Genomic DNA, 20,660 nt, shown 5'->3' with positions numbered 1-20,660 from the left:
ACCGGATATGCTGCCGCACATGAGAAATCGGCGGCGAGGATGACCCTCGCCGCCGATCTCGTGGATATGGCCACCGGTCAGGACATCTCGAATCCCTTGTAGCCGGCCGCCGCGGACTCGCGGATCTTCTCGCGGTAGGTCGGTTGCCCGTTCGCATACAGCAGGTACGCTCGCCGGCCCGTTCCCGTGGATTCGAAGGCCCAGGACTCGGCATCTTCCTGCAACGTTCCCCGGATGCCCTCGATGACGTGGTCGTTCCATTCGTCCACGGCCTCTTGGTTCGTCTCGATCCGGGTCAGCCCGTGATCGCGCATGTGCGCGAGGCAGTCGGCGATCCAGTCGGCCTGGGTCTCGGTGACGCGCGGAATGATCCCGGACGCACTCTGCGGTCCGCCGAGGAAGAACAGGTTCGGGAACCCGGCGCCCTGGAGACCGAGATATGTCTGGGGACCGTTGACCCAGTAATCGGCGAGCGGGACATCCCCGAGTCCTCGGATGTCGATCTGCCGGTACGAACCCGTCACCGCCTCGAACCCGGTGGCGATGATGATCATGTCGAAGTCGTACTCCGCGCGGCTGGTCCGGATTCCGGTCTCGGTGTAGCTCTCCAGAGGCTCGGCGGAGGTGGAGATCAGGGAGACGTGCGGTTCGTTGTAGGTCTCGTAGTATCCGTTCTCCAACGGCGGCCGCTTCTGCCCGAAACCGTGGTCGGTCGGGATCAGCAGGTCGGCCACGGCCGGGTCGTCGACCCGCGCGCGGATACGGTCGGCGAGATAGGAGGTCAGGTTCGCGTTCGCCTCGCGACTGAGGGCCACGTCCCGGAAGTTCCCGAGCACGAACGCCATTCCCGGGGCATCGTAGAGCTCGTCCCAGATCTTGCGACGCTCCTCGTCGGTCATCTCGAGCGATGAGGAGGTCATCGGCGCATGGATGCCACCCGCCGGTGTCGTCTGCGTCAGCGAGTAGATCTCGTCGACCCGGGAACGGAGTTCCGCGGCACGCTCGGGTGTGATCGGGTGATTGTTGATCGGGGTGCACCAGTTGGGTGTTCGCTGGAAGACCGTGACCGACGCCGCGGTGCGGGCGATGATCGGGATGATCTGGACCCCGCTCGAGCCGGTTCCGATGACCGCGACCCGTTTGCCGGTGAAGTCGACCTCGTCGTGCGGCCACAGGCCGGTGTGATAGCTCTCGCCGGAGAAATTCTCCAAACCGGGAACCTTCGGGAACGCCGGCTTGGACAGGATCCCCAGAGCGGTGATCAGGTACCGGGTCCGGTACGTCGTGTCACCGTCGGTCGTGACCTCCCATTCGCCGAGGTCGTCGAGCCAGACCGCCGACACGACACGGGAATCGAAGTCGATGTGGTGCCGGAGATCCAGGCGATCCACGACGAAGTTGAGGTATTCCTCGATCTCCGGCTGCCCGGCATACTCTTCCGACCAGGTCCACTCCGCCGTGATCTCCTCGGAGAAGAAGTACCCGTAGGAGTAGCTCTCCGAGTCGAACCGCGCGCCGGGATAGCGGTTCCAGAACCAGGTACCCCCGACTCCGGATCCGGCTTCGACCACCCGTGCGTCGAAGCCCTTGTCGCGTAGAGTCCACAGTTGGTGCAGACCCGAGATGCCTGCTCCGACCACGAGGGCGTCGAGACGGACGGGAACGGTCTCTGCTGGCATTGGCGATGTGGCAGGCATGAGGCTCTTTCGTTCTCGGTGCCGGTCGGCACACCCGGGACTAGTTATGTCTCTATTATGAAAGACTCGTTGTAGCAGGAAGTCAAACTCTCGGCCACAGAGCGAAGCCGGGGCGGACATCCAGCTAGGCGCGTAAAAGGGCGCCCATTCTTTCGCGTATCACTAAATTGTGGTCTAATCGTCCACAAGTTGTTTGGCAGCACGACTGCTACCACCTCCCAGCTCATCGCGGGAGTCAGACCGATCGGGATCAGGAGATACGTGACATGAGTGAGGCTGGAGACTCCGCGACTCGCACAGAGCGACAGCGGTTCGGCCGGGCGGTCATCATCGGCGGGAGCATCGCCGGATGCCTGGCGGCAGCGGCGACGGCCGGACACTTCGACGAGGTGCTCGTCCTCGACCGAGACCAGTTCCCGGAGACTCCACAACAGCGGGCCGGGGTTGCCCAGGGCGCGCACTTCCATGCGCTCATCGCCGGCGGGCGCGTCGCGATCGAGGAGTTGTTGCCGGGTTTCTCGGACGAAGCCATCCGGCTCGGAGCTGCAGATCTCGACTCGACCGCCGACGTGATGCGGTTGGACCGCATCGGTTGGTCACCCCGTTTCGAATCCGACCTGCGCTTCATCATGGCCAGCCGTCCCGTCATCGAGGCGGCGATCCGCAACCTCGCCACGAAGCTCGACGGGGTCGCGTTCGTCACCGGCCGTGAGGCCGTCGGCCTCGTGGCCGACGCCGGGGCGGTCACCGGTGTCCGGCTCGCCGACGGCGAGGTCATCGATGCGGATCTGGTCATCGACGCCACCGGCCGTCGTTCGGTGGCGCCGGAGTGGCTGACGGAGTTGGGTTTCCCCACTCCCGTCGAGACCGTCGTCAACGCGCACTGGGGATACGCGAGCACCTTTCTTCGGGTCCCGGAGAACTGGGACCCCGGCTTCCGAGCCCTGGCTTCGGTTCCGGCCGGGGAGGATGCGTCCACGCCGGAGGCGGGCCGTCGGGCCATGGCCATGTGGGTGGTGGAAGGTGAGCGCCGCTGGATTCTCACCGTGCAGGGTTCGGCGGGCGACTACCCGCCGCGTAAGGAGAAGGATCTCAAGGAGTACGTGGCCGCGATCGGCGTACCCGAACTCGACAAGGCGCTCGACGAGGTCGAGTTCCCGGAGCGGATCTCGATCTGGCGGGACACCACGAACCGTCTGCGCGACTACGCCGCGGTCGAGCGGCGGCCCGAGAACTTCCTCACCATCGGTGACGCCTGGGCGGCGTTCAACCCGGTCTACGGGCAGGGGATGACGGCGGCTGCGCTGGAGGCGCGGGCTCTGGCCGCGCAGATCGAAACGCAGCTGGTCGAGGAGGGCGCGGCATCGCTCGTCGGCCTGGCAGGCCGCTACCACAAGACCACCGACGAGATGGTGCAGTTCTGCTGGAGTTCTTCCACCGCTCTGGATCACCGAATCCCAGGGGTCGAGATCACCGTGGACGGCAAAACCGAGGATGTGGCCGCGGTCTCGCCCGACCAGGGCTTTGCCGATCGGTTGGCGGTCTGGGCGGCCCGCGACAACGACCGGTACATCAAATACCGGGAGACCACGCAGTTGCTGCGGTCGAATGACTGGTTGACGAGCGACGAGGTCGTCGAGACGATCAAGGAGCAGTGGGACGAACTGGGCGCACTGATCCGGACGAGGTGAGACGCGCGGGCCCGGTTCCGTCCGGGCCCGGGTGAGGCGCATCGTGGCGCGTCGGAGACCCGGCGCGCCACGTCTCGTTGACGCACAACACCATTGATATGTGGTTGGCGAGCGATGCTAGGCCTGCCGGCGCCTCAGCACGCACCGACGGCGTCGGCGGGCGTCATCGATCACGAAAGATGTTGTTTCCCAGTCTTTGTCCGGGAAGTGATCGGCCGGGTGGAATTTCGTAGACCGCCCCGGGGGCGCGTTGGAGCACACAACGCGCAACCGCTCTACTGCTTTCCAATTGTGCCACTATCGTGTTAAATGGAACACAAGCGCACGGAACCATAACCGTGACCACAGGCGGGCACCTGCGCACGAGCATCATCTGGAGGTCAAGTTGTCAGAGTCACTGGTCGATGACCACGACACGAGCATCGGACACGTCGACACGTCAGCCGAACAGGCCCGCAACGTCGTGGTCACCAAGAAGGAAACCATCGCCGAAGGCGTCGTGCTCATCGAGTTCGCCGACCCGGACGGCCACGAATTGCCGGTATGGGAGCCCGGATCGCACATCGATGTCGTGATTCCCGGTGACATCGTTCGGCAGTACTCGTTGTGCGGTGACGCCGGCGACCGGTCGGTGTGGCAGATCGCGGTGCTGCGTGAGATCGAGAGTCGTGGGGGTTCGGAATACCTGCACGACACACTTGCCGAAGGCGATCGGATCCTCGTGCGGGGTCCGCGGAACAACTTCCCCTTCGAGCCGGCCGAGAAACTCATCTTCGTCGCAGGTGGCATCGGTGTGACGCCGATGCTCCCGATGGTCGCCGCGGCCGAGGCGCGGGGTGTCGAGTGGGAACTGCTCTACGGCGGGCGATCCCGCTCGAGTATGGGATTCGTCGAGATGTTGGAGAACACCTACGGCGAGCACATCGCGGTTCGGCCCCAGGACGAGTTCGGCCTCCTCGATCTGGCCTCGCTTCTCGGCAAGGTCCGGGCGGACACGGCGGTGTACTGCTGTGGTCCCGAACCTCTCCTGCAGGCAATCGAGTCTGCCTGCGCCCCATGGCCGAAGGGAACTCTGCACCTGGAGCGATTCGCGCCCAAGGAGATCGGCGAGCCGGTCCGGAACGAATCGTTCGAGGTGGAATGTCAGATGTCGGGCAAGACCATCACCGTTCCGCCGGACAAGTCCATCGTCGCGGTCATGCAGGAGAACGACATCCCGATAGTCGTCTCCTGTCAGGAAGGGACGTGTGGCTCCTGCGAGACGGTCATCATCGAAGGTGTACCCGAGCACCGTGATTCGATTCTCACCGAGGCCGAGCGTGCCGAGAACGAGACGATGATGGTGTGTGTCGGCCGTGCGGTGACGCCTCGACTCGTGCTGGACATCTGACGGCGCACCCCTCGAGCGCATCGATCCGGGCCGCACGGACGAGAAGCTCGCAATCCACTTCCCTGTGACAGCCCGATCACGACCCTGGAGGAATCATGACCAGTACCCAAACACCGCTCACCGAGCTACGGGAGAAATTCCGTCGCGACTATGACCCCTACCGGCAGATCCCCATCGCCGATCAGCTCGCCGAGTTCGCCGAACGGCGTGAGTCGTTGCCGATCAGCTACTCCGCGCGCGGCAACGGTACCTGGGTTCTGACCCGGTACGACGACGTCGCCAGCGTGCTGCGGCGCAGCAATCGCGGCTTCATCAGCTTCCCCAACGAACCGGATGGCATCAACCGGACCGGTTCCGACGTCGGGATGATCCCCATCGAACTCGACGGGCGGCGCCATCAGGAGTTCCGCCGTATGCTCGAGCCCGCCTTCTCACCGGAGCGGGTGGCCCGGCTCGAGGGGGACCTGCGTTCGTGGGCTGCACGTCTGGTCGACGAATTCATCGAGGCAGGCGAGTGCGACTTCGGAAACCAGTTCGCCCTCCCGTTCCCGGGTGTCACGGTCATGAAGATCATGGGTTGGCCCGAGGAGGACGTCGAGCGCCTCAACAACTGGGTCGACGTCGTCATGCACGGCCTCCCCGGTGCCACACAGGAGGAATCCGATGCGGCACGGGGTAAAGCCCATGTCGAGATCCACGAGTACATGTTGGGCCTGATCGCCCGACGTCGTGGCGAACCCGCCCGAGAGGACGTGACGACAGCCGCCATCGAGTGCGAGATCGAGGGCGAGAAACTCTCGGACTCGGAACTCTTCGATCTGTTTCTGCTGATGATGCTGGCGGGCCTGGACACAGTGCAGAGTGTGCTGGGTCAGGCGATGGTCTATTTCGCCGGTCGGCAGGACCAGTGGAAGCGACTGGTGGACGATCCCGCACTCATCGAGTCCGCGGTGGAGGAGCTCGTCCGCTGGGGCGCACCGCCGGTTCCGACGCGGACGATCGTGAAGGACGAGGTGCAGGTCGGCGATCTCACGCTGCCCAAGGGGGAGCGGGTGCACTTCGCCCTGGCCGCCGCCAATCGTGATCCGGCGCAATATGACAACCCCGACGAGGTGATCCTGGAGAGGTACCAGGACCCGGCGACGAAGCCCCACGTGGGGTTCGGTATGGGACCGCATCGATGTGTCGGAGTGCATCTCGCTCGTCTCGAGCTCCGGCTCGCGCTGGAGGAGCTCACTCGGCGGTTGCCGGAGTTCGAGCTGGATACGACCAAACCGGCGCCGGTTGAGCACCTCGGACTGGCCTGGGGGGTCAGCAGCGTGCATCTGAAGTTCGCACCGGGACCGCGCGCGGACTAGCCGCCTGCCCCACGTAGGGAACCCGTTTCCGCCTGATCTCCGATGGAGGTCTCGTGGAGACGGGTTTCTCTTGTCGGTCGGCGACCCTGGCGGTTGGCCACTTCTGTCGGTTGGCGACTCTGTCGGTTTGGCGGATGCGATGGGTCACGACAACCGCGACCCGATCCCGTTCGGCCGCGACGTGAAAACGGCACCGGGACACCACGAACCGTGGCGTCCCGGTGCCGTCTTGGTCGGACCGGTGCGGACCCTCAGTCCATCAGGACCACACCGCGGAGGTTGCGGCCGGCATGCATGTCCGCGTACCCGGTGTTGATGTCGTCGAGGGCATAGGTCGTCGTGATCAGGTCGTCGAGGTTCAGCTTGCCCAGCTTGTAGAGGTTCAGCAGCAGCGGGATGTCACGGTAGACGTTGACGCCTCCGTACACGTTGCCACGCAACGTCTTTTCACTGAGGGTGAATTCGAAGAGGCTGAGGTTGACAGTGCTGGATGCCGCCGGGGTCACCGATGTGATGACGGTGCGTCCGCCGGGCCCCGTCAGCCGGGTGACGTCCTGGAGCATGTCGTTGTCGCCGACGCCGACGGAGATGATGGCGACGTCTGCCATCGCCCCCTTCGTCTCGGCCGCCAGGATCTCGGACGCCTCGGCGATACTCGCTGCGGTGTGGGTGGCGCCGAACAGCTTCGCCTTCTCTCGCTTGAAATCGACCGGGTCCACGGCGAGGATCATGCCGGCGCCCGCATTCCGCGCGCCCTGCAGCGAGTTGACGCCGACTCCACCGGTGCCGATGACGACGACGGTCTCGCCCGGCTTGACCTCACCGAGATACACCGAGGCACCCCACCCGGTGATGACCGCGCACCCCAGAAGCGCGGCGGACGAGAAGGGGATGTCGTCGTCGATCTTGATGGCGCGCTGTTCGGCGATCACGGTGTACTCGCTGAACGTCCCCAGCTCCGCCACTCCTCCGAACTGCTGCCCGCGAGCCTCGAACGGCGTGCTGGGCGTGGCGGTTGCCATTTTGGCGATGATGCACATGTTGGCACGACCGGTGTTGCAGAAGTGGCAGTCGCCGCACGGAGGGTTGAACACCATCACCACATGGTCGCCGGGCTTCACCCGAGTCACTCCGGTGCCGACCGCCTCGACGATCCCGGCGCCTTCGTGGCCACCCACCAAAGGCAGTGCGGCAGGCTGATCGCCGGTCACGTAGTGGTCGTCGGAGTGGCACAGTCCGCTGGCCATGACCTTGACGAGGACCTCACCGGGACCGGGAGAAGCGAGGTCCACCGACTCGATGTTCCACTTTTCGCCAACGTTCCACAGGACGGCGGACTTGCTCATGATTGCTCCTAGGAGGTGTAGACAGAGTCTTGTTGTGTGAGTCACAAGTATGACCGAAACCTTATACGAGCACAACTACAGAAATCCCCGCTGGCCGGGGAATTTCGTCCCTTTGCGTAGTCGTAATGAGGTACATTCGACGTCAACAGCACAATTGGACGGCCTTTGACGGCCTCCGGCCTGCGTGGATGGACGAATGGAGGATCATGACCGCTCACGGGCTCCTCTGGGGCATCAAGCACAGTTTTGTCGACTACATCGCACGGATGCCTGACGGACAATCGAGCATCAGCGGAGGCGCGAGACCGACGGAATCGGGCGCGATCTACTTCGAGGTGGACACCGCCGTGACGCCACCGACGCCCGACGGTGCGACGGTGTTCCCGTTCCGGGGTGATGTGCGCTTCGGGGGCCACTTCGGGATGCTGTTCGTCCGGATCGCGGACCCCTGGATCACACGACGAGGTGCACAGGCCGAACTCAGTATCCGCGATCTCGACGAACCTGAAACCGGTCCGCGGAGAACGCTGGTCACCTTCGATCTGGCCGATCCGCGGCACGAGGGCGACGTTGAGATCTTCGAGGCGTCCGAGGTCCGACTCGCACCCACCGCGTGCGATCTCTTCAACGACGTCTATCCGCCGCGAGAGCTGTTCGAGCCCCTGGCGTTCGCCGTGCCCACCGCGCAGGCGGTGTCGACTGTATGAGTTGCCCGGCAGAGCACACGGATCGCGTCGAGATAGAGACCGCCTTGCGCACCTATGCCGTCGCCCTCGACGAACGCAGGTTCGAGCTGTGGAACGAGGTCTTCACCGAGGACGCTGTCATCGACTTCTCGCCCATGGGAGGGCGGCGTGAGACGCCCGCTCAGATGAGCGCGCGCCTCGGGGCAACCGACCCGGGCTGGGTTTTCGCGCAGCATCCGTTGTACAACACGGTGATCGAAGTTGACGGCGACACCGCATCCGCCCACTCGGAGTACGGCGTGGAGACCGGCCGATGGGCCGGTGACCCGGCAGACCGGATCCTGGTGCGGATGAGCGGTGGTGGGTCCTATCGGGACACGCTGCGGCGCACCGAGTCCGGGTGGAGAATCACCGAGCGGGTGATCTCGATGAAGTGGAAGCGCACCGAGACCGTCGCCGACGAGGTCGCTACTCGCTCCGGATCATTGCTCGCGCAAAGGGGTTTCGCGGGTCCCAGGCGGAAATCGGAGTCGTAGGCCGTCGATTCCCCAGGCCAGGCCGAGGTGGTGGCGCGGATGCGAGTCATCCGCGGCCTCGAAGAGGGGCATCCGTCGGTGCAGCTCGGTGAGACCGATCCGCAGCTCGAGTCGAGCGAGGTGGCGTCCGACGCACCGATGCGGTCCGGTCCCGAACGCGAGATGCGGCCGGGGGTCGCGACCGAAGTCCACCCGATCGGGGTCCGGAAAGAACTCGGGATCCCGATTGGCTGCCGCCAGTGGGAAGTGCACGCGTTCGCCTCTGGGGAGGTGGAGGTCGCCGATCTCGATCGATTCGTCCACGATCGTCCGCGTCGGCACGGCAGGCGAGGTCCAGCGCAGCAGCTCCTCGATGGCCGCGTCCAGCGACTCGGGTGTCGCGAACATCTCGGCCCATTGATCCTGATGGTCTGCAAGGTAGGCAATGGACTGGGCCAGGACGCTCTGCACCGTCGCGAGGCCGGCGTTCACCATGAGCAGGAAGAAGTCGAACAACTCGAGGTCACCGAGTTTGCGACCGTCGATCTCGGCGTCGAGCGCCGCCGAGGTCACGTCGTCGGTGCGCGGGGACCGCCGTCGGTCTCGGATGAGGTCGAGCATCCTCGCGTGCATCTCGCGGTGCGCCTCGGCCCTGGCTTCCGCTGTCTCCTCGAGGGATCCACCCTCGACCCCATGGAGGAGGGTCATCGCCCACCGGTTCATCTGCTCGATGTCCTCGGGGGGCCAACCCATGATGGTCTGTACCGCCGCCCCCGCGAACGGTGCGGCGAACTGCTGGACGAAATCACACTCGCCGCTCTCGATGAACTCGTCGATGAGACGGTTGGCCAGGGCTGTCAGCGTCGGGGCCAGTTGTTCGACGCGACGTGGGCTGAATTTGGGGTCGAGCAGTTGTCGAAAGTGTTTGTGCCGGGCCCCATCGACTTCGATCGGGATCATCCCGCGTTCGGAGCCCTGCGTGTTGATGCCGTCGGGATCGTTGGGGAAACTGATGACGCCCCGACTGTTCCGACGCAGGATGTCGGCGATGTCGTCGTAGCGGGTCAACACCCAGCATCCGTTCCCGCGCGCGGAATAGCTGATCGGCAGAGTCCGTCGGCGGTCGGCCAGCTCGGCGAGATGGTCCGGGATGGTCGCCTGTTCGTAGGGGTCGTAGTCGCGGCGATGAGCCTTGCGCAGATCTTCGAGATCGATCGGCTCGGTCATGTTCTACCGTCCTTCCTCGGCCCGCGCGTGCCGACCATCCTACTGGCGACGGGCGACGGTGCTGCGGGCCCGTTCCGGCCGGCCGCGACGAGGCGGTCGAGACGAGTTCACCGACACGATCGGAAGGTCGTGCGAATGTCCTCGACCAGCTCGTCGGGGCGTTCCATGGGGCCGAAGTGACCCCCGACCGCGTGGCGGCTCACGTTCACCACGTTGTAGAGATCTCCGAGGCGGTCCAGCGAGGCGCCGGGCGCGACGTCGTCGGCGAAGACCGAGACGCCGGTGGGGCACTGGATCATCGGTTGCGCCGAGTGCGCCGGCTGCCAGGGGTGTGCCGGGGCCTCCGCGTACAACCGTGCGGTGGTGGCGTAGCTGTTCGTCGCCCAGTACAGGGTCGCACTGGTGAGCAGGAAGTCGAGGGGAAAGACCTCGTCGAAGTCCAACGCGGGATCCATCCACGCCCGGCGGCGCTCGGTGATCCAGGCCGCGAGCCCGACAGGGGAGTCGTGCATCGCATGCGCGAGCGTCTGCGGGTGGACGACCTGCGGGGTGATGTGCCCGATCCGGCGGCGTTCCCAGGCGACGACCTTCTCGCGGTTCTCCGGGGCGGCCGCATCGACGGCGCGTCGAAGGAGATCCCAGGGCCGCTCGACATTCCAACCCTTTGGGGTCGACCCGGCACTGCTGAGATGGATGCCGTACAGATGGTCGGCGTACTTGTGGCCGAGTTGGCTGGTGACCAGCGCACCCCAGTCGCCGCCATACGCGGCGAACCGGTCATGTCCCAGGACGTCGCGGACCAGCCGGACCCACAGGTCGGCAATGTGGTGGTGCGTGATCCCCGGAGTCGTCAACGGTGTGGAGAAGGTGAACCCAGGCAGCGACGGGATGATGAGGTCGAAGGCATCCGCGGGATCACCCCCGTGCGCACCGGGGTCGGTGAGCGGGCCGATGATCCGGTGGAAGTCCCAGAACGTCCATGGCCACCCGTGGGTGAGCACCAAAGGGATCCGCGCCGGGCCGGTGCCCTCGACCGCCGCGAAATGGATCGGGACGCCGTCGATGTCCACCCGGTACTGCGGCAACCGATTGAGTGTCGCTTCGTGCGTCCGCCAGTCGAAGTCCTCGCGCCACGCTCGGACGAACTCGCGCATGTAGTCGGTCGACAGGCCGAATCGACCGTCGGAGTTGTCGATGTCCGGAGCGAACCGGGTCGACGCGAGCCGGCGGTCGAGATCTTCGATGACCTCGTCGGGGATCTCGATCGTGAACGGCCGGGGTGTCATGGGCGACTCCAAGCATGAGTGGTGCGTGTCACCGGCCAGCGTAGACCACAGTGATAATCAAAACACAACTGTCAGGCAGCTCGCCCCGCATGGCACCGCGTGGGAGATCACCGCGAGATCCGCGTCAGAGCTGGACCGAAGCCATTTGGGAGGCGCACGGCCCAGCAGAGAGCTAATCATGATCTAGTCTTTCTATTGTCCTGGACAGTGTGGTGAGCACCACCCTGCCGGGGCCGGCACGTCCGCCGTCCGACGCACTTCGAAGGGAACAGACCAATGACCACCGCTTCCCCGGACATCGACCGATTGCGCGATCGGCTCCGCCGCGACTACGACCCGTATCGGCACGTCTCGATCCAGGAGCAACTCGACGAACTCGCCGAACGGCGCGAGCAGACACCGATTTCCTGGTCTGCCCGTGGCAACGGGTGCTGGGTGCTGACCCGCTACGACGACATCAGCTCGGTCCTGCGGCGGAACAATCGCGGATTCGTCAGCTTCCCCAACGATCCTGACGGCGAGAACGTCCAGGGTGCGCAGAAGGCCCTGATCCCGATCGAACTCGACGGATCGCGCCACAGGCAGTTCCGGCAGCTGCTCGACCCGTTGCTCTCGCCCGCGCGGGTCGCCGAACTCGAACCGCGTCTGTACGAGGCCGCGAACGAACTGATCGACGGGTTCATCGAGAAAGGACATTGCGACTTCGTCGAGGAGTTCGCGATGCCGTTCCCGGGCGCGACCTTTCTGGCACTCATGGGATGGTCTGCCGACGATCTGCCGCTCCTCAATCGCTGGGTCGCCGAGATCCACCACGGGGCACCAGGAGGTACGGAGGAGGAGTCGGCGCGCGTACGGGGTGAGGCCGTCGCGCAGATGCGCGAGTATGTCCTGCGCGTGATCGCCGAACGGCGGGATGATCCCCGTGACGACGCCACGACCCATATCCTCCGGGCCGAGATCGACGGCGAGCGTTTGTCCGACGACGACCTGTTCGACTTCTTCCTGTTGTTGATGCTTGCGGGCCTCGACACCGTGCAGAGCGTCCTCGCCCAGAGCTTCGCGTACCTCGGAACTCACCCTGACCAGTGGGACGAGATGTTCGCATCGTCCGATGCTCTCGACCCGGCGATCGAAGAGCTACTGCGGTGGACCGCACCGGCCGTACCCACCAGGACGGTGACGGCAGAGACGATCGAGATCGGCGACATGGTGCTGCCGCGTGGCGAGCGCGTGCACTTCCCGCTCGCGGTCGCCAACCGCGATCCCAAGTACTTCCCGAACCCCGATGAGGTCGATTTCGGCCGAACCCCGAAGCCGCACCTGGCCTTCGGAATGGGGTCACACCGGTGCGCCGGAGTGCATCTCGCGCGGGTCGAGCTCCGGATCGCCTTTTCGGAGCTGAGACGGCGGTTGGGGTCGGTGACTCTCGACCCGGCCGCTGGTCGTCCCACCGAGCATCTCGGTCTCTCGTGGGGCATGGAGGGCGTCAGTCTGACGTTCACTCCCGGAGTGCGCGAAGCGCGCTGAGTCCTGCGGCGAAGGTGGGGTCGTCAGCGGCCGGCCGGTGATCCAGACATCGGATTCTGAGAGGACCCGCCGCCGCAAGTTGCTGTTGTGATGTAGCACCGACTCACTCTCAATGGTGACAGCGATCACTTCAAGTGGTTTACTAGTCGAGCTACAGCAAAATAAGAGCTTGGTTGTGGCACAACTTGCGGACGGTCGGCGGCCAGCTCCGAGCCAACGGCCACACGCGCCTTCACCAGAGGAGAGACATGAAGCGTTCGAGGTTCATCTCGTGGGGAGTCGGTGTCCTAGCCGTCTGCCTCACGGCGACAGCCTGCGGTGGCAACGACGGCGGCACCGCTGCGCCGTCCTCGGGACCGCCGCTGAGCGGTGCCCCGATCAAGATCGGTTACGCGGTGTCCGAAAGTGGCGTGCTCTCGTCGAGCACCGTGGCAGCAGTGCCCGCCGCCGAGGCATGGGCCGCGAACGTCAACAACACAGGCGGGCTCGGTGGCCGACCGGTGGAGATCGTGGTCGCCGACACGAAGAACAACGCGGGCAGCGCTCAGGCGGCGGTCCGCGGCCTGGTCGAGGACCAGGACATCGTCGCGCTGCTGCTCTCGGATGCTGTGGCGGAGGGCGCGGTAGGGGAATACCTCCAGCAGCAGGGCATTCCGGTGATCGGCGCGGCCGGATACAACGCGGCCGTGTGGAATGGCCTCAGCAACTTCTTCACCACCGCACCGAACGCCGGAATGGTCGTGCAGTCGCTGGCGACCTCGGCGAAGGCGGCCGACTCGAAGGTACTGGTGGCCGGCGTCTGTGCGGAGTCGGCCACATGTGCCGACGACGCGTCGAAGGCACTTGCCCCGTCCGCGCAAGCCAACGGGCTGGATTATGGTGGCGCCGTAACAATCTCGGCGAGTGCGGCCAACTACACAGCGGAGTGCCTGAATTTCAACGAGCGCAGCGCCGACTATGTCGCTCTGCTGGTGTCCGTGGACACTTCGGTGCGGGTCATGACCGACTGCATCCAGCAGGGTTACGACGGCACATTCGGTACCTCGTCGACGAGCTTCAACCCGGAGAAGTACGGCAAGGTGTCCGGGATGAAGATGGTCGGCACGCTCAACGGTTTCCCATGGTGGGCCGACGCCGAGCCGGTGAAGCAGTTCCGGACGGCGATGGAGCAGTACCAGCCGGACACGGACTACTCGACCACCAGTGCCACGACCACGTGGTCGAGCCTCGAACTCTTCCGCAAGGCGCTGGGTCAGAACACGGCAGAAGTCAACCGGCAGAGCGTCTTCGCGGGCTACCGCGCGATCAAGGACGAGACACTCGGTGGCCTGCTCCCGCAACCGGTGACCTTCACCGAGGGTCAGCCGTCGCCCGAGATCAAGTGTTTCTGGCAGTTCAAGTTCGACGCCGGAAACGATGCCCCCGAATTGGTGTCGCCCAGCGGAGATTCCGGCAACGGCGTCCAGGGCGACCTGGCCACCGCCTGCGCACCCTGACAGCAAGGAACTGACTCATCGATGGACGTCTTACTTCCCTTTGTCGTCGCCGGTATCGCCACCGGTGCGGTGCTCGGCATAGCCGGCACGGGTCTTGTGCTCACCTACAAGACCTCGGGCATCTTCAACATCGGGCACGGAGCGGTGGCGGCCGCGGCCGCGTACAGCTTCTACTTCCTGAATGTCGACCAGGAATGGCCGTGGTGGGCGGCGTTCATCGGTGCAGTCGGAGTCCTCGGGCCGTTGTTCGGCGTGCTTCTCGGCGTCATGAGTCGGGCGCTCGCCGAGCAACGGCCCGCGATGAAGATCGTCGCGACCGTGGGTCTCGTGCTGCTCGTCCAGGGCATTGCGACCGCCTACTACGGATACGATCCGCTGAGCCTGCCGCAGTACATCCCGGACGGGACGAAATTCGTGGAGGTCGGTGGCGTCAACATCACCTACGCACAACTGGTGGTCACCGCGGTGTCCCTGATCGCGGTCGCCGGGCTCTACGTCCTGTTCAAGTTCACCCACACGGGTCTGGCCATGCGCGCTGTCGTCAACGACCCCGAGCTTGTCGAACTGCACGGGACCAATTCCCGTCGAGTGCAGCAGCTCGCATGGATCATCGGCTCCACTTTCGCCGCGCTGTCCGGCGTCCTGATCGCCCCGTTCACCGGCATCGAGGCAGTGGCGATGACCTTCCTGGTGGTGCAGGCATTCGGCGCTGCCGCGGTCGGCGCGTTCTCCAGCATCCCGCTCACCTATGTGGGCGCGCTGGTCATCGGTGTCGCAGCGAGCATCTCGACGAAGTTCGTCGTGGATCACCCAGTACTGAACGGACTCTCGTCCAGCTTGCCGTTCTTCTTCCTCCTGGTCGCCCTACTGGTGATCCCGAAGAAGAAGCTCGAGGCGCCACCGCGTGCAGAGAAACCCCCGGTGGTGCCGTGGAAGGGGCCGGACCGCCTGCGCTACGGGGTGGGTGTAGTCGTCGTGGCGATGCTGGCACTCGTCCCACTCCTGGTGGGGGCCAACCTCTCGTACTTCACCATCGGACTCACACAGGCCATCATGTTGCTCTCGCTGGGGCTGTTGGTCCGTACCGCCGGCTTGGTCTCGCTGTGTCAGGCGGCCTTCGGCGCCATCGGCGCCGCCGCATTCGCTCAATTCATGTCGGAACTCCATCTGCCATGGCTGGTCTCTGTTCTCCTCGGCGCTCTGGTCGTGGTCCCGGTCGCGGCACTGCTGGCACTGCCGGCCATCCGACTGTCGGGACTGTTCCTCGCCTTGGCCACCCTGGGTTTCGGACTGATGGTGGAACAGTTGCTGTACCCGCGCTCCTTCTTCTTCACTCAGACCGGTGTGGGACGTGAGATGCCGCGACCTGCCGGGCTGGAGGGAGATACCGGGTACTACTACGTCGTGCTGGCCTTCTTCGTCATCACCGCGATCGCGATGATGGTCATCCACCAGCTCCGCATCGGCCGGACGCTGCAGGGGCTCTCGGGAGCTCCGTTGGCGGTCCGTACGCTCGGTCTGAACGTGAACATGTTGCGTATCATCGTGTTCTGCATCGCGGGCTACTTCGCCGGGATCTCTGGCATCTTGTACGGGTCGACTGTTCACTTCGCCATCCTGGGCGATGACAACTACACCGCCTATTACTCCTTGGTCCTGATCGCGACGTTGATGATCATGCCCTTCCGGGAGCCGTGGTACGCGGTGGTCGCGTTGGTGGCGTCCGTCGTCCCCGCATACCTGCACATCGACAACATCGCGAGCTATCTGAACATCGTCTTCGGTGTCGCGGCGATTCTCGTGGCCACACAGGGTGGCGCGCAGCCGATGCCGATGCGGGTCAGGGAGTGGATCGAGAAGCGTTTCGGTTCATCGAGGCGCTCGGAAAGCAGACCGGCACCGAGCAACGTCGACACATCGCCCTGGCGGGTGGGCGACGAGGCGACCGGCCTCGAGATCGAGGGACTCACGATCAAATACGGCGGCCGGACTGCTGTCGATGACGTGAGCTTCGTGGCACCCGTTGGTCAGATCACCGGGTTGATCGGTCCGAACGGCGCAGGCAAGACCACGACATTCAATGCCGCGAGCGGGATCCTGAGCCCGACCACGGGAAAGGTCAGACTTCACGGGACCGACATCACCAGGGCCGGAGCCGCCAAACGAGGGCGAATGGGTCTCGGCCGGACCTTCCAGCTCATGCAGCTCGCCGATTCACTCACCGTGGCCGAGAACGTCGCGCTGGGGCTTGAGTCGTCGTTGGCCGGATCGAACATCCGGGCGCAGATCGTCGCGAGCCCCGCCGAACGACGGCAGACCGCTGTAGCGGTGGACCATGCGCTGGAACTCTGCGGCATCAGCCATCTCAAGGACATGCCCAGCGGCTCACTGTCCACGGGTCAGCGCCGACTGGTAGAGCTCGCGCGTTGTCTCACCGGACATTTCGACGTGCTGCTGCTCGACGAACCATCGTCCGGCCTCGATCCGGCGGAGACCGTACAGTTCGGAAGAACACTCGAACATGTCGTTCGCGAACGCGGCTGCGGAATCCTCCTCGTCGAACACGACATGGCCCTGGTGCTCGGAATCTGTTCGGACATCTATGTTCTCGACTTCGGTGAGCTCCTCTTCCATGGAACCCCCGAGGAGGTCCGGACGAGTCCGGTCGTGCAGGCCGCCTACCTCGGTTCTGCCGACGAGGCACTCGCCGACCACGAGCCCGAAGGAATGGCAACGCGATGACCAGCATTGAGGCAACCCCCGCTGCCGGGGTCGGCACCGCAGCCCTGGAACTGCGGAACATCAACTGCAGCTACGGACAGACCCAGGTCCTGCGGGACGTGTCGTTGACCGTTCCCGCCGGCGGAACCACCGCCCTGATAGGGCCGAACGGTGCCGGTAAAACGACTACCTTGCGGGTCGCCAGCGGGCTGCTCCAACCCACCAGCGGTTCGGTCTTCGTGTTCGACGACGACGTCACTCGCGTGGCGCCCAGCCGCCGCGCCTCACGTGGACTCTGCCATGTCCCCGAGGGACGCGGGGTGTATCGGAACCTCACGGTGCGGGAGAACCTGCTGATGCAGGCGCCGCGAGGTGAGGCCGCCACCGCACTCGAGCGTGCCACGTCGGTGTTTCCCGTGCTGGGGGGTCGGCTGAGTCAGCGTGCCGGTACGTTGAGTGGCGGCGAGCAGCAGATGCTGGCCCTCTGCGCTGCCTACGTGCGGAGTCCCGAGCTCGTACTCGTGGACGAACCATCATTGGGTCTTGCGCCCATCATTGTCGATGTCGTGTTCGAATTCATCGGCACGTTGCGGGAGCAGCGCGCCGCGGTGCTCCTGGTGGATCAGTATGCGCTGCGCACTCTCTCGATCGCCGACACCGCGTATGTGCTGCGGCGCGGGCAGATCGCCTACGCCGGCGATGCGGCGACGTTGCTCGAGGGAGACATGTTCGAGCAGTACATCGGCTGACACAGATTTGATCAGAGAAACGGAGGTCATGTGACCGCAGGAGACGTCGAGTCCAGGTTGGCCGCGCTGGAAACGCGTGTCGCCGAGCTCGAAGACGAGAAGGCGATCCGAGAACTGTTGTCGAGGTACGGGTACTACGCGGATGCGTGTCTCGACGACGAGTACTTCGACCTGTTCACCGACGACTGTGTCATGGACGTGTCCTCGGGCCAGGCCGACGATCCGTATTCGGTGGTGCGCTGGGAGGGGGTGGAAGCACTGCGCGAGTTCCTCTCTGTCCGCACGGCGCGACACGGTGACGGGTTCTACGGCCGGAGCCTGCACATGCAGGGCAACAACCTGGCGGTGCGGATCGACGGGCCGGAGGCGGTCGCGTCCAACTACTCGTTCATCCTCCAGCAGGCTGAGCCGGACATCCGGTTGGTGAGTGCCTCGATCAACGAATGGGTGTTGCGGAAGGTCGACGGACGGTGGTTCGTCCAGAGCAGGATTCGTCGACGGGTCGGCGCCCCCGATACCGCCGATGTGGTGCGTGCCACCGAGGGTTGACCACTACGACGAAGACCGCCCCGGCACCATTGAGTGCCGGGGCGGTCTTCGTCGTGGGCCAGATGTCAGGGGCGGGCGTATTCGGCAGCCTCGGAGAGGAGTTGATCCAGATGGCTCCGGGCGTCTTCGAGGCGACGGGCGTACTCTTCGCGGCGGCGGTCGACCTCGATGTGGTCGACGTCGGCCACGACTCGATCAGCGGCCGGGGTCGCGACTGGTTGGTGCGCCGAGGCCGCCACCCAGAATTCACGGACGATGGCTTTTGCCAGGCGGTCGTAGTCGATGTCGATGATCACACCGGATCCGACACCGGGATCGGCGATGCCGGCACGTGGCGACGAGGTCGCCACCGGCTTCGCCGACGAGATCCGGTACGTGCGTTTACCCCGGATGTCGCGCTCGATCTCCCCCTCGGAGTCCATGGCCGCGATCAACTGGATGAAGGCCACCGACGACCCGCTGTAGCCGATGGCTTCTTTGAGGAGTTTGGTCGCGTAACCCGAAGGGTCTTCGATCGGACCAGAAGAGGACAGGTACTGCTGGATACGGGCGCGGGCGGTATGGTCGCGGGCCATGACACACTCCTCGAATCTGCTGCGCAGGGATCGCGCGGGCGATCCGCGTCTCGAATCCTAATCAGTCTGCGAGAAGACTAACATATGAGCGTATCCGCTGGTGTGGACTCTGCTACAACTGCAGCATAATTACTCCACCGGAGTGGGCTGTCTCACGGGGACGGTGTGTCCACGTTGTAGACGATCGTGTTGCCGCCGTCGACGATCAGTGTCTGCCCCGTCAGGTGTGACGACAACGGGCACGTCAGGAACAGTGCGCATGCGGCCACGTCGGCCGGGACGGCGAGTCTGCGCAGCGGGGTCTTGGCGACGTTGGACTCGAGCAGTTCGTCGGTCCACTTCGGGTTCGCCTGTGCGCGCGGTGTCCGGACCACGCCGGGCGCGACTGCGTTGACCCGTATCCCGTCGGGGCCGAATTCCACCGCCGCGGTGCGGACAAGGGACATCAGCGCAGCCTTGTGCGCCCCGTACGCCGCGGTCATCGGGGCGCTCGTGAGCCCTGCGACCGACGCGACGAACGTCAGTGTTCCGCCGGAGTCGGTCGCGCTCCAGTACTCGTGGGCGTACTGCAGCGTGAGATAGGCATGGCGGAGCACGATGTCGTGATGGAAGCGCCAGTCGTCGTCGGTCAAGTCCGTCAGCGACTTGTACCGTGCACCCCCGATGATGTCGATGACGCCGTCGAGCCGTCCCAGCCTGCTGCCCACGAAGGCGAAGAGGGCCGCGACATCCTCGCGAGAGGTGAGATCGCCGGCCCAGGCGACACCGCCGACCTCGCCGGCGACCTGACCGGCTCGTTCACTGTCGACGTCGACGCACACCACGGTCGCGCCGACGGCGGCGAGTGCGTGTGCGCTCTGTCGCCCGATGCCGAGTCCTGCCCCGAGCACGACCTGGACCGTGTCGTCCAACCGGAGCATCCGGGAGTAGTCGGGAACCTCGGCCGCGTCGGTTTCGCGCATCACTTGTTCCCGGCTCCCCGGTCGAGCTTCCACGGCAGCGCGCCGTCTTCGGTTTTCGCGCGATCGCCGCCCTCGCCGTGGATCTCGGCCCAGTGAGCGTGATTGAGCTGGTGCAGGTTGAACGCGGATTGCAGGGCGTTGTAGAACCCCTGGTTCTCCAGGGTCTGATTGACCGACTCCTTGATCATGAGCGAGGTGAAGCTGGGCCGACGCGCGATCTCGCGAGCCATCTCCAAGGTCTTCGCCTCGAGTTCGTCGGCAGCGAAGATCCGGCTGACCATTCCGAGGCGGTGTGCCTCCTCGATGTCGATCGAATCACCCAGCAGCAGGAGTTCTTTCGCCTTGCGGGGACCGAATTCCCACGGATGTGCGAAGTACTCCACCCCGCACATCCCCAACCGGACCGCGACCGGGTCGGCGAACTTCGTTCCCTCGGCCCCGACGATGAGGTCGCAGGACCACGCCAGCGTCAGTCCCGCGGCGAGGACCGCGCCTTGGACCTGGGCGATGGTGATCTTTCGGAGATTCCGCCAGCGCCAGGCATTCTGATAGAAGAAGTGCCACTCCTCGACCGACTTCTTCTCTGCGCTCCGCTTGGTGGCGCCGTGCGTGGTGAACGTCGGATGGAAGTGCTCCGAGTCCGGGTCGCGTTCCTCCGCCCGGTCGGGGGTTCCCATGTCGTGTCCGGCGGAGAACACCTCGCCGGCGCCGGCCAGGATCACCACCCGCACCGTGTCGTCGGCCTCGGCGCGGAGGAACGCCTGGTCGAGTTCGACCAGGAGCGTGCGGTTCTGGGCGTTGCGGTAACCAGCGCGGTCCAGTGTGATGCGGGCGATCAGGCCGTCGTCGAGCAATTCGTAGGAGATGAAGCGGTAGTCGGACATC

Annotated in this window: 17 protein-coding genes; 10 read left to right on the top strand and 7 right to left on the bottom strand. The window is 65.0% G+C overall.

What is annotated here, in order from left to right:
- Nucleotides 1–77: 77 nt before the first annotated feature.
- Entirely contained in the window at nt 78–1,679 is a 1,602-nt protein-coding gene (locus tag ACSUZC_RS22040) for a flavin-containing monooxygenase (RefSeq protein ID WP_439030572.1), read from the bottom strand.
- A gap of 284 nt (nt 1,680–1,963) precedes the next feature.
- On the opposite strand from ACSUZC_RS22040, the gene ACSUZC_RS22035 reads away from it, so the two are divergent.
- From ACSUZC_RS22035 to ACSUZC_RS22025, 3 genes are all read left to right on the top strand, one after another.
- Entirely contained in the window at nt 1,964–3,388 is a 1,425-nt protein-coding gene (locus ACSUZC_RS22035) for an FAD-dependent monooxygenase (protein WP_439030571.1), read from the top strand.
- Between the two features lie 385 nt (nt 3,389–3,773).
- A complete protein-coding gene (locus tag ACSUZC_RS22030; protein ID WP_439030570.1) occupies nt 3,774–4,778 on the top strand; it encodes a PDR/VanB family oxidoreductase in 1,005 nt (334 codons plus the stop codon).
- Nucleotides 4,779–4,873: 95 nt separating this feature from the next.
- Entirely contained in the window at nt 4,874–6,136 is a 1,263-nt protein-coding gene (locus tag ACSUZC_RS22025) for a cytochrome P450 (RefSeq protein WP_439030569.1), read from the top strand.
- A 251-nt stretch (nt 6,137–6,387) separates the two neighbouring features.
- Here ACSUZC_RS22025 and ACSUZC_RS22020 read toward each other — a convergent pair whose 3' ends face one another.
- Nucleotides 6,388–7,482 carry a Zn-dependent alcohol dehydrogenase gene (locus ACSUZC_RS22020; RefSeq protein ID WP_439030568.1) on the bottom strand — a complete coding sequence of 365 codons (1,095 nt, stop codon included), beginning with the start codon at nt 7,480–7,482 and terminating at the stop codon, nt 6,388–6,390.
- A gap of 206 nt (nt 7,483–7,688) precedes the next feature.
- Between ACSUZC_RS22020 and ACSUZC_RS22015 the strand changes: the two genes are divergently transcribed.
- Nucleotides 7,689–8,189 carry an HtaA domain-containing protein gene (locus ACSUZC_RS22015; RefSeq protein WP_439030567.1) on the top strand — a complete coding sequence of 167 codons (501 nt, stop codon included), beginning with the start codon at nt 7,689–7,691 and terminating at the stop codon, nt 8,187–8,189.
- A complete protein-coding gene (locus tag ACSUZC_RS22010; RefSeq protein ID WP_439030566.1) occupies nt 8,186–8,704 on the top strand; it encodes a nuclear transport factor 2 family protein in 519 nt (172 codons plus the stop codon). The genes ACSUZC_RS22015 and ACSUZC_RS22010 overlap by 4 nt, the downstream gene beginning before the upstream one ends.
- Here the strand turns inward: ACSUZC_RS22010 and ACSUZC_RS22005 are convergent.
- Together ACSUZC_RS22005 and ACSUZC_RS22000 are read right to left on the bottom strand one after the other, a co-directional pair.
- A complete protein-coding gene (locus ACSUZC_RS22005; RefSeq protein WP_439030565.1) occupies nt 8,651–9,910 on the bottom strand; it encodes a cytochrome P450 in 1,260 nt (419 codons plus the stop codon). The two genes, ACSUZC_RS22010 and ACSUZC_RS22005, sit on opposite strands and share 54 nt — an antisense overlap.
- Before the next feature lie 107 nt (nt 9,911–10,017).
- Nucleotides 10,018–11,196, bottom strand: a complete 1,179-nt coding sequence (locus tag ACSUZC_RS22000) for an epoxide hydrolase family protein (RefSeq protein ID WP_439030564.1) — start codon at nt 11,194–11,196, stop codon at nt 10,018–10,020.
- 276 nt (nt 11,197–11,472) lie between these two features.
- On the opposite strand from ACSUZC_RS22000, the gene ACSUZC_RS21995 reads away from it, so the two are divergent.
- The 5 genes from ACSUZC_RS21995 (at nt 11,473) to ACSUZC_RS21975 (ending at nt 18,238) form a co-directional block, all read left to right on the top strand.
- Nucleotides 11,473–12,723, top strand: a complete 1,251-nt coding sequence (locus tag ACSUZC_RS21995) for a cytochrome P450 (RefSeq protein WP_439030563.1) — start codon at nt 11,473–11,475, stop codon at nt 12,721–12,723.
- A 248-nt stretch (nt 12,724–12,971) separates the two neighbouring features.
- Nucleotides 12,972–14,219, top strand: a complete 1,248-nt coding sequence (locus ACSUZC_RS21990) for an ABC transporter substrate-binding protein (protein ID WP_439030562.1) — start codon at nt 12,972–12,974, stop codon at nt 14,217–14,219.
- A gap of 21 nt (nt 14,220–14,240) precedes the next feature.
- Nucleotides 14,241–16,961, top strand: a complete 2,721-nt coding sequence (locus tag ACSUZC_RS21985; RefSeq protein WP_439030561.1) for an ABC transporter permease subunit — start codon at nt 14,241–14,243, stop codon at nt 16,959–16,961.
- Nucleotides 16,958–17,689 (top strand): ABC transporter ATP-binding protein, encoded by a 732-nt coding sequence (locus tag ACSUZC_RS21980; RefSeq protein WP_439030560.1) that lies wholly within the window; start codon nt 16,958–16,960, stop codon nt 17,687–17,689. Before ACSUZC_RS21985 ends, ACSUZC_RS21980 begins: the two co-directional genes overlap by 4 nt.
- Nucleotides 17,690–17,719: 30 nt before the next feature.
- On the top strand, nt 17,720–18,238 hold the full coding sequence (locus ACSUZC_RS21975) for a nuclear transport factor 2 family protein (RefSeq protein ID WP_439030559.1): 519 nt from the start codon (nt 17,720–17,722) through the stop codon (nt 18,236–18,238).
- 65 nt (nt 18,239–18,303) lie between these two features.
- Here ACSUZC_RS21975 and ACSUZC_RS21970 read toward each other — a convergent pair whose 3' ends face one another.
- The 3 genes from ACSUZC_RS21970 to ACSUZC_RS21960 all read right to left on the bottom strand — a co-directional run bounded on the left by ACSUZC_RS21970 (nt 18,304) and on the right by ACSUZC_RS21960 (nt 20,659).
- On the bottom strand, nt 18,304–18,813 hold the full coding sequence (locus ACSUZC_RS21970) for a hypothetical protein (protein WP_439030558.1): 510 nt from the start codon (nt 18,811–18,813) through the stop codon (nt 18,304–18,306).
- A 152-nt stretch (nt 18,814–18,965) separates the two neighbouring features.
- Nucleotides 18,966–19,775: an SDR family NAD(P)-dependent oxidoreductase gene (locus ACSUZC_RS21965; RefSeq protein ID WP_439030557.1), complete on the bottom strand. Its 810-nt coding sequence runs from the start codon at nt 19,773–19,775 to the stop codon at nt 18,966–18,968.
- Nucleotides 19,775–20,659, bottom strand: coding sequence for an enoyl-CoA hydratase (locus tag ACSUZC_RS21960; protein WP_439030556.1), 885 nt, complete (start codon nt 20,657–20,659; stop codon nt 19,775–19,777). Before ACSUZC_RS21960 ends, ACSUZC_RS21965 begins: the two co-directional genes overlap by 1 nt.
- Between the last annotated feature and the right edge of the window lies 1 nt (nt 20,660).

This window comes from Gordonia terrae, assembly GCF_051789125.1.
GTDB classification, from domain to species: domain Bacteria; phylum Actinomycetota; class Actinomycetes; order Mycobacteriales; family Mycobacteriaceae; genus Gordonia; species Gordonia terrae_A.
The sequence above is the reverse complement of the archived record's forward strand: the minus strand, read 5'-3'. Positions and strand labels throughout refer to the sequence as shown.

Excerpts from the sequence above, each read along its gene's own strand:
- ACSUZC_RS21985 (WP_439030561.1), top strand. The coding sequence starts at position 14,241 with ATGGACGTCTTACTTCCCTTTGTCGTCGCCGGTATCGCCACCGGTGCG.
- ACSUZC_RS22035 (WP_439030571.1), top strand. The coding sequence starts at position 1,964 with ATGAGTGAGGCTGGAGACTCCGCGACTCGCACAGAGCGACAGCGGTTC.
- ACSUZC_RS21965 (WP_439030557.1), bottom strand. The coding sequence starts at position 19,775 with ATGCGCGAAACCGACGCGGCCGAGGTTCCCGACTACTCCCGGATGCTC.
- ACSUZC_RS22000 (WP_439030564.1), bottom strand. The coding sequence starts at position 11,196 with ATGACACCCCGGCCGTTCACGATCGAGATCCCCGACGAGGTCATCGAA.
- ACSUZC_RS21960 (WP_439030556.1), bottom strand. The coding sequence starts at position 20,659 with ATGTCCGACTACCGCTTCATCTCCTACGAATTGCTCGACGACGGCCTG.
- ACSUZC_RS22010 (WP_439030566.1), top strand. The coding sequence starts at position 8,186 with ATGAGTTGCCCGGCAGAGCACACGGATCGCGTCGAGATAGAGACCGCC.
- ACSUZC_RS22025 (WP_439030569.1), top strand. The coding sequence starts at position 4,874 with ATGACCAGTACCCAAACACCGCTCACCGAGCTACGGGAGAAATTCCGT.
- ACSUZC_RS21995 (WP_439030563.1), top strand. The coding sequence starts at position 11,473 with ATGACCACCGCTTCCCCGGACATCGACCGATTGCGCGATCGGCTCCGC.
- ACSUZC_RS22020 (WP_439030568.1), bottom strand. The coding sequence starts at position 7,482 with ATGAGCAAGTCCGCCGTCCTGTGGAACGTTGGCGAAAAGTGGAACATC.
- ACSUZC_RS21970 (WP_439030558.1), bottom strand. The coding sequence starts at position 18,813 with ATGGCCCGCGACCATACCGCCCGCGCCCGTATCCAGCAGTACCTGTCC.
- ACSUZC_RS21980 (WP_439030560.1), top strand. The coding sequence starts at position 16,958 with ATGACCAGCATTGAGGCAACCCCCGCTGCCGGGGTCGGCACCGCAGCC.
- ACSUZC_RS22040 (WP_439030572.1), bottom strand. The coding sequence starts at position 1,679 with ATGCCAGCAGAGACCGTTCCCGTCCGTCTCGACGCCCTCGTGGTCGGA.
- ACSUZC_RS22005 (WP_439030565.1), bottom strand. The coding sequence starts at position 9,910 with ATGACCGAGCCGATCGATCTCGAAGATCTGCGCAAGGCTCATCGCCGC.
- ACSUZC_RS22015 (WP_439030567.1), top strand. The coding sequence starts at position 7,689 with ATGACCGCTCACGGGCTCCTCTGGGGCATCAAGCACAGTTTTGTCGAC.
- ACSUZC_RS21990 (WP_439030562.1), top strand. The coding sequence starts at position 12,972 with ATGAAGCGTTCGAGGTTCATCTCGTGGGGAGTCGGTGTCCTAGCCGTC.